This is a genomic window from Oceanobacillus arenosus (genome assembly GCF_003369575.1).
In the GTDB taxonomy this organism is placed as follows: Bacteria; Bacillota; Bacilli; order Bacillales; family Amphibacillaceae; genus Oceanobacillus; species Oceanobacillus arenosus.
In genome coordinates, this window is the sequence record NZ_PIOC01000023.1 from 92944 (window position 1) to 109894 (window position 16951).

General features: G+C 38.0%; 13 protein-coding genes. 12 read left to right on the forward strand and 1 reads right to left on the reverse strand.

Annotation, left to right across the window (positions count from 1 at the left end; all coding sequences use genetic code 11):
* Positions 1 to 17: 17 nt before the first annotated feature.
* The 5 genes from CWR48_RS15355 to CWR48_RS15375 all read left to right on the forward strand — a co-directional run bounded on the left by CWR48_RS15355 (position 18) and on the right by CWR48_RS15375 (position 5275).
* Positions 18 to 878 carry a MurR/RpiR family transcriptional regulator gene (locus tag CWR48_RS15355; RefSeq protein ID WP_115774203.1) on the forward strand — a complete coding sequence of 287 codons (861 nt, stop codon included), beginning with the start codon at positions 18 to 20 and terminating at the stop codon, positions 876 to 878.
* 141 nt (positions 879 to 1019) lie between these two features.
* Positions 1020 to 1919, forward strand: a complete 900-nt coding sequence (gene murQ / locus CWR48_RS15360) for an N-acetylmuramic acid 6-phosphate etherase (RefSeq protein WP_115774289.1) — start codon at positions 1020 to 1022, stop codon at positions 1917 to 1919.
* Between the two features lie 86 nt (positions 1920 to 2005).
* On the forward strand, positions 2006 to 3382 hold the full coding sequence (locus CWR48_RS15365) for an ABC transporter substrate-binding protein (protein ID WP_115774204.1): 1377 nt from the start codon (positions 2006 to 2008) through the stop codon (positions 3380 to 3382).
* A 122-nt stretch (positions 3383 to 3504) separates the two neighbouring features.
* A complete protein-coding gene (locus CWR48_RS15370; RefSeq protein WP_115774205.1) occupies positions 3505 to 4398 on the forward strand; it encodes a carbohydrate ABC transporter permease in 894 nt (297 codons plus the stop codon).
* Between the two features lie 34 nt (positions 4399 to 4432).
* On the forward strand, positions 4433 to 5275 hold the full coding sequence (locus CWR48_RS15375) for a carbohydrate ABC transporter permease (RefSeq protein WP_115774206.1): 843 nt from the start codon (positions 4433 to 4435) through the stop codon (positions 5273 to 5275).
* A gap of 75 nt (positions 5276 to 5350) precedes the next feature.
* On the opposite strand, the gene CWR48_RS15380 is transcribed toward CWR48_RS15375, so the two are convergent.
* Entirely contained in the window at positions 5351 to 6919 is a 1569-nt protein-coding gene (locus tag CWR48_RS15380; RefSeq protein ID WP_115774207.1) for a serine hydrolase domain-containing protein, read from the reverse strand.
* A 321-nt stretch (positions 6920 to 7240) separates the two neighbouring features.
* Between CWR48_RS15380 and CWR48_RS15385 the strand changes: the two genes are divergently transcribed.
* The 7 genes from CWR48_RS15385 (at position 7241) to CWR48_RS15415 (ending at position 16900) form a co-directional block, all read left to right on the forward strand.
* Positions 7241 to 8023, forward strand: a complete 783-nt coding sequence (locus CWR48_RS15385; protein ID WP_170140778.1) for a DUF4097 family beta strand repeat-containing protein — start codon at positions 7241 to 7243, stop codon at positions 8021 to 8023.
* 125 nt (positions 8024 to 8148) lie between these two features.
* Positions 8149 to 8436 carry a hypothetical protein gene (locus CWR48_RS15390; RefSeq protein ID WP_115774209.1) on the forward strand — a complete coding sequence of 96 codons (288 nt, stop codon included), beginning with the start codon at positions 8149 to 8151 and terminating at the stop codon, positions 8434 to 8436.
* A 360-nt stretch (positions 8437 to 8796) separates the two neighbouring features.
* Positions 8797 to 9816, forward strand: a complete 1020-nt coding sequence (locus CWR48_RS15395) for a Wadjet anti-phage system protein JetD domain-containing protein (protein WP_245976833.1) — start codon at positions 8797 to 8799, stop codon at positions 9814 to 9816.
* A complete protein-coding gene (locus CWR48_RS15400; protein WP_115774210.1) occupies positions 9804 to 11315 on the forward strand; it encodes a replicative DNA helicase in 1512 nt (503 codons plus the stop codon). Before CWR48_RS15395 ends, CWR48_RS15400 begins: the two co-directional genes overlap by 13 nt.
* Positions 11302 to 12030 (forward strand): DUF6063 family protein, encoded by a 729-nt coding sequence (locus CWR48_RS15405; RefSeq protein WP_115774211.1) that lies wholly within the window; start codon positions 11302 to 11304, stop codon positions 12028 to 12030. Before CWR48_RS15400 ends, CWR48_RS15405 begins: the two co-directional genes overlap by 14 nt.
* Positions 12030 to 16442, forward strand: a complete 4413-nt coding sequence (locus CWR48_RS15410; protein WP_115774212.1) for a coiled-coil domain-containing protein — start codon at positions 12030 to 12032, stop codon at positions 16440 to 16442. Before CWR48_RS15405 ends, CWR48_RS15410 begins: the two co-directional genes overlap by 1 nt.
* 206 nt (positions 16443 to 16648) lie before the next feature.
* Positions 16649 to 16900: a hypothetical protein gene (locus CWR48_RS15415; RefSeq protein WP_115774213.1), complete on the forward strand. Its 252-nt coding sequence runs from the start codon at positions 16649 to 16651 to the stop codon at positions 16898 to 16900.
* Positions 16901 to 16951: the final 51 nt, after the last annotated feature.

A 16951-nucleotide genomic window follows, 5' to 3' on the forward strand; every position in this document is an offset into this window, starting at 1 on the left:
AGGAAGAGGTTGAAGTGATGTCGCACATTAAAGGTGGGCTTGTGATTTTGAAGGCAATGATAAATCGTTTACCACCATCTGAGAGAAAAATAGCCGAATATATTTTGCAAAACCCAGAGGAAGCGATTCTTTTAACAGCGTTAATGCTAGGAGAAAAGAGCAAAACGAGTAGTGCCGCCGTTATTCGTCTTTGTAAATCATTAGGGTTTAGTGGATTACAGGAATTGAAAATCCGCATTGCTGGTGACTTACAGGAGGGAGCTATCAATGAATACCGGGATATCGAGCCAAATGAAGAATTTAATAATATTATTCATAAGGTGACATCGAATACGATTCAAACGCTAAAGGAAACGGCAGATATGATGAACATCGAAGCACTTGAAAGGGCTGTAAGAGCGCTATCAACTGCAAGCTCGATTATATTCTTTGGTGTAGGTGCCTCTAATATTGCGGCAAAAGATGCGGAACAGAAATTTTCACGAATTAATAAGAATGCATTTTCGTTTTCCGATGTGCATATGGCTGCAACATCTGTTGCGAACAAAGGTGAAGGGGATGTCGTTGTCGGTATTTCCTTTTCTGGTAATACGGAAGAAGTAGCAAAATTAATGGAGCTTGCAAAATCAAAGCAAACGACAACGATTAGTATTACGAAATATGGAAATTCAGCGGTTGCAAATTTTTCCGATATTCAATTATATACTTCCACTGCAAAGGAAGCGACAATTCGAAGTGGCGCAACATCTTCGCGAATCGCTCAATTACATATCATTGACATACTATTTATGTCGCTCGCCTCTGTAGAATATGAGAAAACGGTAAAACATTTGGATGCTACAAGAGAAGCTATCTCGTTTATTAAAGATTGGAATTAAAGAAACCTGTGATGAAATGGAGGAATGAAATAATATTACTAAATTTATAATATATATTGACAATTTAGTTCAGTGTTATATAATGGGGTAAAATTATGAAAATTTACTTATTAATCTGAGTACAGAGGAGATTACATGCAAATGGAATTATCCAGACTTACCACAGAGCAGAGAAACAAGAATAGTATGGACCTGGATCAAATGTCTACAGCAGAGATGTTACATACAATTAATGAAGAAGATAAAAAAGTCGCTTTTGCAGTAGAAAAGGTATTACCGAAGATTGACATTGCGGTAAATCATATTGTTCCAGCACTAGCCGGTGGTGGCAGACTATTTTATGTAGGTGCTGGAACTAGTGGTAGGCTAGGGGTAATTGATGCATCGGAATGTCCACCAACATTTATGACACCTAAAGGAATGGTGCAAACTGTAATGGCAGGAGGAATGGATGCATTTTTTAATGCGGCGGAAGGATCTGAAGATAGTGAACAGCAAGGAGAAGTGGATTTAAGGGCAAGAAAGCTAACAAAGCAGGATGTCGTTATCGGAATTACCGCAAGTGGTCGGACGCCATATCCAATAGGTGCCCTCAAGTATGCACAAGACATTGGGGCATATACCATATCATTATCATCTAATCAAGATTCATTGATTCGTAATGTTGCAGATTGTGCGATAGAGGTTGTTGTAGGTCCGGAGGTATTAACAGGCTCTACAAGAATGAAAGCGGCTACTGCGCATAAAATGATATTAAACATGATAAGTACAATAACAATGGTGAAATTAGGAAAGGTTTATGAGAATCTAATGGTAGACCTCCATGCGAATAACTTTAAATTGCGAGAAAGAGCAAAGCGGACAGTGAGCGAAGTGACAAAAGCGACGTATGATGAGGCTGAAAAGGTATTGATTCAGACAAATTATAAAGTAAAACCAGCGATTGTAATGCTCGAAAAAAATGTCACACTTCAAGAAGCGGAAGAAGCAATCGCTCAGTCGGATGGCTATGTAAGAAAAGCAATTGATCATTTTTCATAGGAATGGAAGTTTAGAAATTCCATTAGTAGCAAGTCGCTATTAATGTCTTTCACATAATGAAGGATAAATAGAGGGGGATGAATTAGTTGAAACAATTACAAAAGGGACGAGGTTGGTTACTATTCGCCTTGTTGTTAGCGTTTGCAATATTTATTTCAGCGTGTTCTTCAGATGATGGAAATACGGATCCAGATTCAACAAGTGATGGGGCAGAGAAACCGAGTGATTCAACAAGTGATGGGACTGATGGAGGAATTTCAGGGGATCTCGAAATTCAATATTTTGTAGGGGGATATGGAGATTCTTGGTGGAAAGAAGTGATTGCTGATTTTAAAGAAGCAAATCCAAATGTAAATATTATCGAGCATGCAGGTCCAAATATTAATGAAGAGATGCGATCACGTTGGGTATCAAATAATCCGCCAGATGTTGTATACATTGATGGAGCAGGTTCAAGTGAGACACAGATGGTCGAAGATGGGCAATTGATGAATTTAACAGATTGGGTAAAGGAGATTGAGCTTGATGGTGGCGATAAACTAATCGATAGTTTCATTGTTGCCCCAGCATCCTATGATGGTGATATTTATTCGCTACCATTAGTGTTTGATACATGGGGAACATGGTATGACAGAGCTTTATTTAACGAGAAAGGCTATGAAGTACCAACAGATTTCGATAGTTTCATGAGTTCAATGGAAAAGATTAAAGAAGAGGAAGGCATTGATCCATTAGTAACAAGTGGGCAGCATCCATACTATTTCATGCGTGGCATGCTTTATCCCGCATTTGCAGCGGCAGGCGGAGAAGAATTGCTTGGCGATCTTATCAGTGGTGCAGAAGGAGCTTGGAGTAGTGATATTGTATTAGAAACGATGAAAAAGGTGGAGAAAATTCAAAAGGCAGGATTATTTGATTCTGGGTTAGGTGCATTAAATCATACACAATCACAAATGAATTTCTTATTGCACAAGAATGCCTTCGTACCTGTTGGCTTCTGGTTACCAAATGAAATGGCAAATGATATTCCAGAAGGATTTGATTTTGGATTTATTCCATCCCCAATGCAGGATGCAGGTGAACCGTTTGCAATCGTTCCGGATTTACGTCCATTAGCAATTGCGGAAAATGCAAAAAATCCGGAAGCAGCTAAGGCATTTGTTGCATTTGCTTTTACACGGGAATACGCGATGTCATTCTCTGAACATACAGGAGCGATTATGAATATTAATGGCGTTGATTTAACAGAAAATGAAAAGGTTCCTAGTTATTTAACCGAGGCAAATGCGATGATTAACGATCCGGAACAAGTACAAATCTATGAGAAGCCATACCCAATGAGTGCAGATTTAGAGACACCTCTCGGAAATGCTTTAATGTCACTAATGCTGGGAAATATGACAGCAGAAAAGTTTGTCGAGGAAGCTGAAAAAGCTGCTGCTGAATATCGTAGCGGACTTTAAGTAAATGAAATTGGTGTGGAATGTGACGGTGCTTCCCATGCGTTCCATACCAATTATTTCATTTTAGTAATGGCGCGTTTTCTCTTATCTAGTCTTTATCTGCCATAGAAAAGAGTGATGAAATGGTTCAATCTAAAAAGCAAAAATATTTGTTTCTAGCATTTTGTTTAGTCCCTACGTTTATTTTATTTGCGATTTTTACGTTATACCCGTTATTTAGTGGTTTGTATTATTCCTTTTTTGATTGGTCAGGATCATCGAGTAATAAAACGTTTATTGGATTTGGCAATTACATAAAGCTATTTCATGATGCAATCATCCCGAATACAATTATTCATGATTATTTTCTTGTTGTAACAAAAGTTATTGGAATAATGGTGTTGGCGATGTTTTTTGCGGTCGCCCTTACACAATTAAAAATCAAAGAGGCGCCATTTTACCGGGTAGTATTTTTCTTTCCGAATATCATGTCGGTTGTCGTAATCGGGATCTTGTGGACATTCATTTATAACCCAAGTATTGGTTTAGTTAATTCTGGTCTGGAATTTATTGGATTAGAATCGTTAGCGAAACCATGGCTTGGCGATGAAACATGGGCACTCCCTAGTTTAGTATTACCATCTGTTTGGGCTGGGATTGGTTTATTTATGCTAATGCTAATCGGCGGTATTTCAAATATTGATAAAAGCTATTATGAAGCAGCTGAAATTGATGGTGCGACACAGTGGCAGCAATTCTGGAGGGTGACCGTTCCACTTCTATGGCCACAAATAAAGATTGCAATTCTATATATTGTCATAACGACATTAAATGGCTCCTTCGTTATTGTTCAAGTGATGACAGGTGGGGGACCAAATAATGCGACACATGTAATGGGTTCCTACCTTTACCAACAAGCATTCGTTCAGTTCAATTTTGGATATGGAGCAACGATTGGTGTGATGATTTTAGTACTTTCATTACTCACCGTGCTAATTTTGCAATTCTTCATGCGCAGAGAAAAAGTGGATTATTAATCATATGAGTGAAGTTTGAAAGGGATGAATAATCGTGAAGCAAAGTGTTGGTCAGATTCTTGGACGAGGCGGAATTCGAATACCATTAATCCTCTGGACAATAGCGGTACTATATCCTATTTTCTGGATGTTTCTTGGATCATTTAAATCAAACGCAGAAATTTATCGGAATCCGTGGGGCTTTCCAGAAACATTAAATTGGCAAAATTATATTGATGCATGGACAAACTTTAATATTGGATCCAGTGTATGGAATAGTTTCATTGTTACAATCGTTGGTGCTGTCCTAACATTGATGCTTGCTATTCCAACGGCATATGCGATTGAGCGGGTGAACTTTCGCGGTAGCAAGTATTTATTTACGTTATACGTTTCAGCAATGATGATTCCAATGGTATTAGGTTGGATTCCGTTATTTTTCTTATTAAGTGATTTACATTTACTCGATAATATTTTTGGGTTAGCAATCGTTTACGCTGTTAGTCAGTTACCATTTACGATTTTCGTGTTAACCAGCTTTATAAGTACGATACCTAAGTCATTAGAAGAAGCGGCAGCCATCGATGGGCTTTCCCCTTATGGTGTATTGTGGAAGGTAATCACTCCACTTAGTATGTCGGGAATTATTACAGTTACGATTATGAATGCCATCCAGTTTTGGAATGAATATTTTATGGCATTAATCTTTTTACAAAGCAGTGAGAACTATACACTAGCACTCGCAATTGATTTCATTAGTAGTGAAGCACAATATACAAATGCATGGGGTACATTGTTTGCAAGTCTTGTAATCGCAATTGTTCCTGTTATTATTCTTTATGCTATCTTCCAGAAGCGGATTGCGGAGGGAATGACGGAGGGTGCGATTAAAGGCTAGGGTGGAAGGAGCATTGTATTTAAATGTAAAAATCCCTCTCCTTTAATTTGCGTTGAATAAGGAGAGGGGAGCATTTCAATGATTTCTTTTCTGCCATTCTGTACTTACTAGATTGAATGGCAATGACTGATTTGCGATGTCAGTCAGTTTAATATTCGTTACATACCAGCCATGCCCGTTGATTGCTCCATCGGTATGATATCGAAAGCGGATATGGGTTGTCCCAGCTGGGATGGAGATTGTTTTTGATTGAAAATCGCCACTATTTCCGGTGATTTTATTGCTAACTTGCTTCCAATTATCCCCACCACTTGAGATCTCGATAATTCCACAATCCTTATCTTGCTCTATTTGATACCATGTGTTATATGAAAGCATTGCTTCATTTTCTATTGTCGCTTCAAGGATTAGTACCCGGTTTAACTGATCCCCATATCCAGAAAACCATGCACCCTTATTTTCTGCTGGCATTCTTACTGGAATCGCACCAGCCACTTGTCTTGCAAATTCTCGTCGTAATGGATTTATTGATACTGTATCACGTGATGGATGTACCCGATTCGTTAATAAAATTGCGATGGTATCGTTGTTACGATTAATCACAAGGGATGTTCCAGTGAATCCGGTATGCCCAATTGTTGAGGGTTCGGATAAGGCATCCATATACCAGCCCTGTGATAGCTCCCAGCCTAGTCCGTGGTCATTCCCGGGAAATTCGGGAACTTGATTGTCCACTAAAAGCTGGATCGTTTCTGATGTTAATATTCTTTTACCGCCATACTTTCCATCATTTAACATCATTTGGGCAAACTTGGCTAAATCATTGGCGGTGGAAAATACCCCTGCATGGCCTGCTACACCATCTAAAACCCATGCATTTTCATCATGAACCTGACCCCATATGAGGCCTCTATTTGTTTCTTGCTGATATTCTGTTGCTGCAATTCGATGCCTAAGTGATGCATGTGGATGATACATTGTGTCGTCCATATTTAAAGGAATGGTAATTTTTTCGGAGATATACTCATCAAGTCGTCGTCCAGAAATTTTTTCAATCATCGCGCCTAATATTATCATATTTAAATCACTGTATGTGTAAGTGGATCCTGGTGCATTCGCAAGAGGGTAGTTAAATACATATCCCAAGCGTTCCTCTCTATTACCCGCAACGTTGTATAGTGGTACCCATGAAGTAAATCCAGATGTGTGAGTCATAAGCTGCTTAATTGTGATGTTTTCTTTTCCATTACCAGCAAACTCTGGTATGTAATTAATAACGGGATCATCAAGGTGAAGAAATCCATCCTCATAAAGCCTCATTGCAGCAGTTGTGGTGAAAATTTTACTAATGGAAGCAAGATCAAAAATCGTATCTTTTTTCATGAGAATTGGTTGCGCTCCCATTGTTCTCGTTTCAGCTTCATATAAGCATGCATGTCCATATGCCTCATGTTGGACAATGTGGCCACATCTTGCTACGAATGTGACAGCACCAGGTATTATTCCATCCGCAATCCTTTTTTCTATCATTGCATCAATTTGCAATAACGGTTCCTTCATCATACCTGCCTGTTTTGCGGAACCAGGTTGTAACAAAGATGAAGTTGAGCCGCAGTGATCCCATGGAAATCGAGTGTGTGGCATGTTTTTTATCTCCTTTCTTTTTCAATTGCTAATACTCTTGTTGGAGGTAATGAAGTATATTTTTAATTATATGATACAGCACCGATTTGATTGAATATACAAGATATAATTTTGATTTCTGTCAGCTTATTTCCCTTATAGCTAACATAGCATAAGACTTAAGTCTTAATGAAAGTTACATTTTAAGGTCATGATGTTAAACTTAACCATAGCGTATACTTTAATTATTAAAGTAAAGGTAAAATAAATGGTTATTTTCTAAAAGCTTGAATTAAGGAATGATTTTACAAAAACGGAAATTAGAAAGGGTAGATGTTTGTAATGAAGAAGGGATTACTTATCGGAGTATTAATAGCGGTTGCTGTTGTAATTGTAATCATAAATTTTATACCGCTTGGGGCAAATGGCAGAGGGGATGATAAAGTAACCATTAACGATGATTTTTCACATGTTGATGTAGAGACAGAAAATGTAGAAATTGAAATTCTTCCGACAAATGGCAATTCAACTGAGATTGAATTAATGGGGAATGAAAATAATAAATATAGGCTTGTCACTAATGTGGAAGGGGATACACTGCATATTGAAGTAAAGAATAAACGATTTCGCTGGTTTTCATTTGGTCTCTTTAATAGGTCATCAGCATCACTTAAAGTATTATTACCAGAAAAGCCATATGAAAATGTGGAGGTCGTTACAGACAATGGAAAAATATTCGCTAGTGAAATGGAAGCAGATGTCGTGAAAATTGAAGCAGATAATGGACAAATTGCACTAAATGAGATTAAATGTACGTTGCTCAACGCCGAGGTGGATAATGGCGATGTTTCATTAGAAAATATTGATGGCGAAATAAACGGTACATCAAATAATGGTCGTATTTCACTACGAACGGATTCGCTTGACCGGCCGATTACGTTGGAAACAGATAATGGTGCAATCGAGATTCAAACAGAGAAGGAACCAACAAACGCTACCTTTGATATTCATGTAGATAATGGAAAGATTTCTATCTTTGGGAAATCTGATTATGATACGGTAATTGGAAATGGTGATAATTTAATCAAACTGACAACAGATAATGGAAAGATAACGGTACGATAAAAGGGGGTGCCTGCCACTCCCAAAATTTTGTCGAAAGAAGTTACTGTGGATAATAATTCGACATATTGTTTAACCATCGCTTCCATGTTAGAATATTATTATCATATTAAAAAGGAGGGTTTTTCATGGAGAAGGAAACTACGAATCAGATTCTGCTAGCAATAAGAGAGCTTGGAGATAGTTTAAACCGGACGAATAAGGAGGTTGCAAATCTAGGAGTACAAATGCAGGAAATGAAAGATGAATTAAAACAAGAGATGCAAGAAATGAAAATCGAAATAAGACAAGAAATGCAAGAAATAAGAGTCGAATTAAAAGAAGATATCCAAAAAGTCGATACGAAGCTTACGATTCTATCAAATGAATTGTTAGAGACAAGAGCGGATGTTATGCTTTTGAAAAAGAATGGCTAGAATGTGTCATTTATTTAGGACTTAACGATTACAACATTAAGATTATCAGAGAAAAATGTAATATTAGTCACAAGAATAAACCGCAGCGTAACTACTAAAAATTCCAGAATGCTCACCTCCAATCGTGTACAAAGAATGTATGCTTCATCCGAATCATCTTTCATCAATTGTTCCAAATAGAAAAGAGTACCGCCCCATAAAGAGTTGATATACATGGCTTTATACTTTATATGTGGAAAACGGCAAATCGACCCACTTTTGCATGCGACTTTACCTTTTAACTTATGTAGATTGTAATACTACCTCTACATTATTCGACCATCTTTTAGTATACTAATAGTACTAAAGGAGGGACCTCCCTTGAATCCTATATTACAAGAAAAACTATTATCCTATAAAAAGAGAAATCTTAGCCTTTCTGATATAGAAGGTATGCTAGGAAACACGACAAAAACCTATGCAGCATTTGCTGACCAAGTGTTAGAAATGGAATCACTTGGCTATTTAGAAATGGTGAAATCCAAAGGACGAAACCATCATACACCCTCATTAGCATATCAATATAAAATTAATAAAGGAAAATTAAATAAGGAATACCATCAGGAATTACAGCGGTATCGCTTAAAATTACATGATGGGATCAATTTAGATGCTTATTTTAATCTCGATCGAACAACGTGGAAGCATGACCTACCATATTTGGAAAAGATTCATCAATATATCGTAAAAAATGGTTTTCCATTGGAGGATGCTGCTGCACCGGAAAGAAGCTTTGAATTAGTCCGTGATGAGAAGTGGATTGTGGAGCAGAAAGGTAGCGAAATTCTTAATCGAATTGGACTTTGGGAGCAGTTTCGTATCCTGCCAGTCTCCGACCCCCTCATGTTTGCAATAAATCCGCTAATGATACATCAGCAAACCCAGCTCCATTTGATTGTCGAAAATAAGACGACCTATCAAGGGCTTCTTCCAGTCATAATGAAAACAGATTTTTCTACCCTCATTTATGGAAGCGGCAATAAGATTGTAAAAAGTATTGAAAACTTTACGAGCCAATATCCAATCGAAGCGAATCATATTTTCTACTATTTTGGTGATCTTGATCAGTCGGGGATTACGATTTGGAACTCGTTAAATAAGCGGCAAACCGCTATCCCCGCCTATCCGTTTTATCATGCATGTCTATCCAAACCAAGGGCATATGGTAAAACCAATCAGCGACCGAATGAAGCAGCACTTAACGAATTCTTGACCTTTTTTAATGAGGAACAACAAATACAAATTAATGAACTGCTTTCTAAAGGGGCTTATTATCCACAGGAGGTCCTGAAAACGAAAGAGCTACAACATATTTGGGAGGATGCGGAATGGACACGATAAATATTGCAGAGCTAACAAGTGGATATCGTGATCGAATCCGTAGATTAGCACTAATGGATCCGCTTGTGGAGCTCAGTCGGAAACATAAGGTGGATAAACAAGAAAAGGCGCTTGATATGCTTGGTCTTGGTATGCTAACTTTGTTATTCTTCTTTGAGCGGAGGCTTTCTAGAGAATATAAAACAGGTGTGAAGCATCTCGCAGCATTTTTAAGAAATATATCAAAGGAAACGTACATTATCGAAGAGGAAGATGCGGAAACACTCGCGCGGACTATTATCCAGACATTCAGGCCAACAACAGGCGTGAAGCGAAGCTATTCCTTTTATAATTGGGAAAAAAACACAGAGGAATTAATCGAGTATTCTATTTTGAAGGATAATGATTTTGATCTAAAGACGAATACGCAATACTATACATTGGATGAAGATGGACTGGAGCTTATTTTTGCTACGAAAGAATTTTATAGTGAATTTCAAATTTCGATTAACCAGCTTCTACTGCGGCAACAGATTCAAAAAGGGGAGTTCCAGGGGGCTTTAAGGCAAATTCGGGAAATGGAAATCGATGTAGACACATTAAAGGAGCGAATGGAGAAGGTAAAACTCGAGATCTTGCGCAGTATCGTTTCCGAGGAGACATTTGAAAGATATAAAAAATTACTGGAAGACACGTATTTGCGGCTAGAAAGAGAAGATGAGGAATTTAAGGCATTAAAGACGTTTATCACGGAAACGAGTGATGTGCTTTATACCGATGATACGAGGCAAAAGGAAAAGAAATCGTACCATCTAATTATCCAGATTACAAAGGAATTAGAGAAGGTTCATTATGACCATAGCAGATTGCTAGAATTAACAGCGGACTTGAAAAATACAGCATTAGCGACGGCACAGGAATCGCTCTATTATACGGGAATTCAGTCGTTTAATTTTGATAAAGATATCGTTTCGACGATACTTGCAAAACCATTGCCACCAGAGGCGATGAAAGCCATCTTGCATCCGTTTCTAAAAGTAGAAGAGAATCGGTTTTGGTCGCCAATGACAGTTTTAGCAGAGCAGAATATTACAGAGGAACAGGAGGAACGGGCAGACGCAAGCTTTATCGAGGCAAAGCAACAGGAAGAAGACCATACATATCGTAAATGGTTAGCAGACAAATACTTGCTAATCATGCAGTTGTTTATTGTTGCCTATCGAAGTGGAAATGGTGCTACGTTACAAGCATTTATGGAATATTTACAAGAAGAAGATGCCACCTTGCTCGCGAAGCGTTATTTCTACAGTTTTTGGATTCTCCTGCATCAACGCTCCCCAATTTCTTACGGGCAAACAGTTGAGGATGAGGAAAAGACCTTACTTGGGGAAGCATTACGTTTACTAGGGGAAAAGCAGCTTGTCATTAAAGAAACGAAAGAAGTATTGCATTACCATGAACGATATTCCATTCAAAATATGATGATTAGGTTGGAGGAGGACGCCGATGAATTATCCTGAAATTAAAGTAATCCGCGCGTTTCAATATTATACGGTTCTTGCCCGTGATGGCGTTTTGCCAGTTGAGGCTGTCCGTGAGTATCAGGCAGATGATGACATTAGAGGACTTCTGGAAAAGTTCAGCAATGCGGTCGATTGTGTCATTATTAATACAAGTGAAGCAATGTACCTCGTACCCCGGACAAAGCTTTCTCCATTTCATGTGAGCAATGATTGGATTAAACGTCGCTATTTACGAACGGCCGCAACGAATACAGATATTTACCTTCTCTATTTTGCGACGATTGTGTTATTTGGCAGCTTCTTTGATCGTTATAATAGTGAGGAACAGACGATTCAATTTCTCCGTTTAGATGATTGGGTAAAGCATATCAATGAGCGAGTCAATTTTCTGCAATCCCATGAGGAAGAAGATTTAATCGCATATGAGAAGGAGTTTTCCTATAACTGGCGTGCTATTATTGATAAATGGGAAGACATGGATGATATTAAGGAAACGGCGAAGAAACAGACGGGAAATACAATTAGCAGGCTGAGTTTTGTCGATACAGTAAAGCGCTTTTTAATAAGTCAGCAATTAATTCGAGAGCTTGGAAATGAGGAAATAACCATTACAGAAAAGGCAAAGATCATTGTTCAGCGATTCTTTATGGAAGCAGAATATAATAAAGGGATTTTCGAATTTATCTACGGCTTTAAGGGGGACGAAGCATAATGCCAGCAATTAGTAAAATAAGGTTAACGAATGTTGTTTATGAGGATGGAAATAAGCGCTATAATGATGAAACCTTTTTATTTGATGGACATAATGGGGCGATTTTGCTTGAGAACGGTGGTGGAAAAACGGTGTTCATTCATACCGTACTCCAGGCTATTTTGCCACATACCAATCTTGGTGATAGGAAAATAAAACAAACCCTACAGCTTGAAAACGCTCCAGCCCATATTGGGATTGAATGGATTAAAAATGATAATCCACGTCGATATGTGGCAACTTGTGTTTCTTTATTTATGACAAAGGATGGACTTGACTCCTTCCGCTATGTTTATGAATATGATGGCGATAGTCACGATGCCCTAGATTATATCCCATTTGTCCGAGAGACGAATGGCAAGAAGCGTCCAGCAGATCGTAGTGAAATTATGGAGTATTATAGTGCAATGAACAGCAAGTCCTTATATGCACAATCATTTCCAACGATAACAGGCTTCAAGGAACATCTCGAAGAACAACATCATATTATTTCCAACGAATGGGAGAATATTGTCAAAATTAACCGCGATGAAGGTGGGATTGATAAGTTTTTCGAGGCATGTCGAACAACGACGGATTTGTATGATAGGCTACTTATCCCAACGGTAGAGGATTCCATCATGGGGCATGACCAAGGCATGTTTGTTGATATGTTTGAGAAGCAACGCGAAGGATTCCGCACCTATAAGAAGCTAAAAGAAAGCATTCTGGAAAATTTAAGGATTCAGGAAGAGCTGGAAAAGTATGTCGCGGTGTTCGGATCGTTTTCTAATATTCAAGTAGAATACGAAAAGGCAAAAGCACATGCGAAAGGGACATGGATGGTTATTCAGAATCAAAGACTAGCAACTGAAAAAATAGCGGAAGAAAACCTGCAAAACAACAATCAATGGCAAGTGGATAACCATATCTACCAATTAAAGAAGGAATCCCATGTTATTCTACTAGAAGAACATGAGTCTAATCATTTGGAATCAACCTATAAAATGATACTTGCAAAGCATGAGGAAAACCTTGAAATTCTTAATGGGCAGATTAAAGAATCCAACTCTCTAAAGCATGCCTCCTTGAAAAAGGAATTGAAACAACATGAGGATCAGCTCAAAGACTATCAAGTCGATATGCTTGCTCGTGAGCAGGATGATGATTTAATTGATTATGAGGAAAAGATGAACGAAGCGAATCGTGCATTACATGGCTATTTTCAAGGTGAAGTTGAACGGATAAAGAAATTGATTGAGGAGGTAATGATTGAACTTAGACCAATTGTTGAGGAGCATACACGTTTAGTTGCACATCATGAAAAACTAGCCAAACAAGTATCGGAGAGAAATATAGAGAAGGCTGGACTAGAAGCAGAAATCAAAATCAAGCAACATCGGGTAGCAGCTTTAAAGCAGGAAATCTTAGCGAACCCAGGACAGGAAGACCTTAAAACAGAATTTAGCAAATGGTTAAAACGGCACCAGTTTTTAGATGAAGATTGGATTCGCTTGAGGCAGTTAGATAAAGGAAAAGAAAATGAAATCACTGAATTGAATGCTGCAAGAGAGAACCTGTTTTCAGTGAAGAGCGAGTCAGAACAAGCATTGAATCGGGTTGTAGTCGAGGAAGAACGACTACAAGAAATGCATCGTAATCTAGCAGTACAACTAGCAGAAATCCGTCCGAAATGGGGAACGATTGTAGACTTATATTTACGGGAAACAACGATCTACGATGAATTATTGGACATGGAAATTGGTCTTGGCAAAGAGCTAGAGGATTTATTGTATAAAGAGCGACTAGCAAGACGGTTTGTTGATGATTATGATGAACAGGACAGCTTTTTTGGCGATCCTTTTTTGAATCAGCAACTAATTGCTTGGAAGAATCAAGTTGATTATGTTGTTTCTGGTGTAGAGTACTTTCAAGGGTTTGGCATAGTTGAAAAGGAAAAAAATAAAGCATATGGATTATGGCCTTTAACCCTGGTTACAACGAAAAAATCCAAACAGGCGATTATTGAAAAACTGGAGAAGGTTTCTAGTAGTTTACAATTTCCTATAACGGTATTATCACTGGAGGAAGCAAAGCAGATTGGATTAGTAGAAGTCCAAGGTGCATGGGTTTCACCAAGCCATTGGTATGACGTTCTAGACCAGGAACAGTTCAGAACTTGGAAAGAAGAAGTGAAGAGCCAAGCAGACATTGTAATTGAAAATAGGGTTAAAAAGGATTCGGAAAAAAGGCAATTACAAACGGTTATAAAAGCATTTAAACAATTTTTCGCTACTTATCCAAAAGAGAGACGGGAAGCAATCACTACGAAGCTCGGTCAATTGCGGAAGCAAATCGAAGACTACAAACAAGAAATCAAAAAGAACATGGATACACAGCTAAAGTTAAACAGCGAACGGGAAGCAATCCAGGAAAATATCCGTGCATATCAAGCTGAGATGCATGGGTTGGATATAAAAATTGGGAAAGGAAATGAATGTTTAACCATTGAAAAAGAGCTAATCAATCATTTACAATCGCACGGCCAAATAGGCGATTACTTAGAAAAACTTGAAAAAGAAGCACGACAAACAAGCTATCAATTGGAACGCTATCAGGAGGAAATGGATAGCAAAAGGGAGCGAAAAACAGGCTTAGATTTCGAACTTACTAGAATCGAAACGGATGATCTTTATCTCGAAGTAAAAAACGTTTTACCGTTGTTCATGGAAGACGAAAAATCCGTTATCTTAAATCGACGTGTAGAGCTTAAATTTGCCATTCGTAATTTGCAAAAGTCGAACGCAGAACTATTAATAAATATTGAAAATGAAAAGTCAAATATAGCCCGAATAAAAACAGATATCGTTAACTTAGTCGCCGAAGCATCTGCAATTGATCTTGAACTGGAATTTCCTCCAGATGGGGAGCACTTGCTCGCAAGTGTAAGAGATGCAATTCAAAAACTAAAGAAGGAAAAGGAATTATTAGAAAAAGAGACAGCTGCAGCAAAGGAAAAGCGGGACGGGCAATTAGCAAGAGAACGAACACTGAAAGAACAATTTTCTAAAGCGTTCACTGGCGAAGATTTGTATCGATTTACTGAAGCATTACATGAAATCCCAAGGATATTAAAAGAAGAAAAAGTAAAACTGGCAAAACGTGAAAATTATTTAAACGAAGAAAAAGCAAGAATTGATAAAGCGCTAACCGACATGAAACAAGCAGCAAATAATTTGAATTTGTTTGAAGAAGCACATCATTTTAAAAGTACAACGATTACAGGGAGAGTCTTTACTGAGAGTGAAAGCAGTGAATTTTCATACCGACGAATCGACTATGTAAAGGAAGTTACCAATTTATTAAGATCCACCAAATTAGCAGTCGATAAAGGAATGGAAGATGTTGATCATGCAAGAAGGCATTTTCGTGATTTCTGTAATCGGCATATTAGCGATGGAAAGCTACAGCATATGGCAATCCAAGGCATGGAGCAAAAGGAAACATATGAAGACATCATTTCGTTTAAGAATAATATGATGGTACGAATTGAACAGGCAGACAAATATGCGCGGAATTATATTAGTGAAAATGACAAGGATATGCAGGCGTTCATTAATAATATTCATAATCACCTAAAAAACTTAACGGAACAATTACGGATTATCCCGAAAAAAACAAAATTAAAAATCGGCAACGACTGGAAAGAGATTTTTAAATTTAAAGTACCAGAATGGGCGGAGGAAGATGGCAAACAGCGGATACGGGCTCATGTTGATTGGATTTTAGAACAGCTCGAATCTGACATTTATTTGAATGAACAAGGAATGGATGACAGTGGCAAGGTGAGAAAAGACATCGAGACATGGCTCCAATCGAAACAATTATTGCGTGTTGTCATGAATAATGAAGGGATGAAGGTTAACTGTCGGAAAGTGACGAATGATAATCAAGTAACAACAAGATCCTATTCTTGGGAGCAAAGCAATAATTGGTCTGGTGGGGAAAAATGGAGTAAAAACATGACACTTTTCTTGGGGATTCTTAACTTCGTAGCAGAGAAGAAGCAGCATATCGAGGGGAATATGAAGCGGCACCGAGTTGTTATTTTAGACAATCCTTTTGGAAAAGCATCAAGTGAACATGTACTTAGCCCAGTATTTTTCATCGCCGAGCAGTTGGGCTTCCAAATTATAGCTTTAACGGCACATGCAGAAGGTAAGTTCTTACAGGATTACTTCCCAATTATTTATAGCTGTCGTCTCAGAGCAACAGACGATCCGACTAAAAAGATCATGTCGAAGGAAAAATCATTGCATCATGCATACTTCCAAGACCATGAACCAGAATCAATCGAGCGATTAGGTGAAGTGGAACAGATGGAATTGTTTTAGGAAAGGGGCTCTTTAAATGGGGAGCCCTCTTTCCTATGGAATGTCGTAATGTCTAATAAAATGTCCTGTTATTAATTGTGGTGGATGGTTTAGAATCAGATAATCGCGGTATAAAAATACCTAGACGTAATTCGTAATATCATACTAAATACACTTGTGAAACGATGTACCACTAATTATGATTGGGTAGACAGGAGGAATGTGGGTTGACCCAGAAGATGATTGACGATCTGTTGGAAGTTATTACTTTTTGGTTGGCTGATATAAAGGATATTCAAGCAAATAGCTATCATATTGATGCATTATTCACCGAACTAGAATCCCAAGCAGATGATATTCATACAGGTATCACCGGGCTGGAGCGGGATGTTCAACAAATAGATGAAAGACTCGCGAGCATATTATCTTGTGTTCTTGAAAATAGCAATAATAAGAAAATAATCCAAAAAGCGGTTTAATTAAAGTTTGCATTTGCAGGCTTATTTTTTTTGCATTGATATATGATTTTT

Excerpts from the sequence above, each read along its gene's own strand:
- CWR48_RS15355 (WP_115774203.1), top strand. The coding sequence starts at position 18 with ATGTCGCACATTAAAGGTGGGCTTGTGATTTTGAAGGCAATGATAAAT.
- CWR48_RS15410 (WP_115774212.1), top strand. The coding sequence starts at position 12,030 with ATGCCAGCAATTAGTAAAATAAGGTTAACGAATGTTGTTTATGAGGAT.
- CWR48_RS15390 (WP_115774209.1), top strand. The coding sequence starts at position 8,149 with ATGGAGAAGGAAACTACGAATCAGATTCTGCTAGCAATAAGAGAGCTT.
- CWR48_RS15380 (WP_115774207.1), bottom strand. The coding sequence starts at position 6,919 with ATGCCACACACTCGATTTCCATGGGATCACTGCGGCTCAACTTCATCT.
- murQ (WP_115774289.1), top strand. The coding sequence starts at position 1,020 with ATGGAATTATCCAGACTTACCACAGAGCAGAGAAACAAGAATAGTATG.
- CWR48_RS15370 (WP_115774205.1), top strand. The coding sequence starts at position 3,505 with ATGGTTCAATCTAAAAAGCAAAAATATTTGTTTCTAGCATTTTGTTTA.
- CWR48_RS15405 (WP_115774211.1), top strand. The coding sequence starts at position 11,302 with ATGAATTATCCTGAAATTAAAGTAATCCGCGCGTTTCAATATTATACG.
- CWR48_RS15385 (WP_170140778.1), top strand. The coding sequence starts at position 7,241 with ATGAAGAAGGGATTACTTATCGGAGTATTAATAGCGGTTGCTGTTGTA.
- CWR48_RS15400 (WP_115774210.1), top strand. The coding sequence starts at position 9,804 with ATGGACACGATAAATATTGCAGAGCTAACAAGTGGATATCGTGATCGA.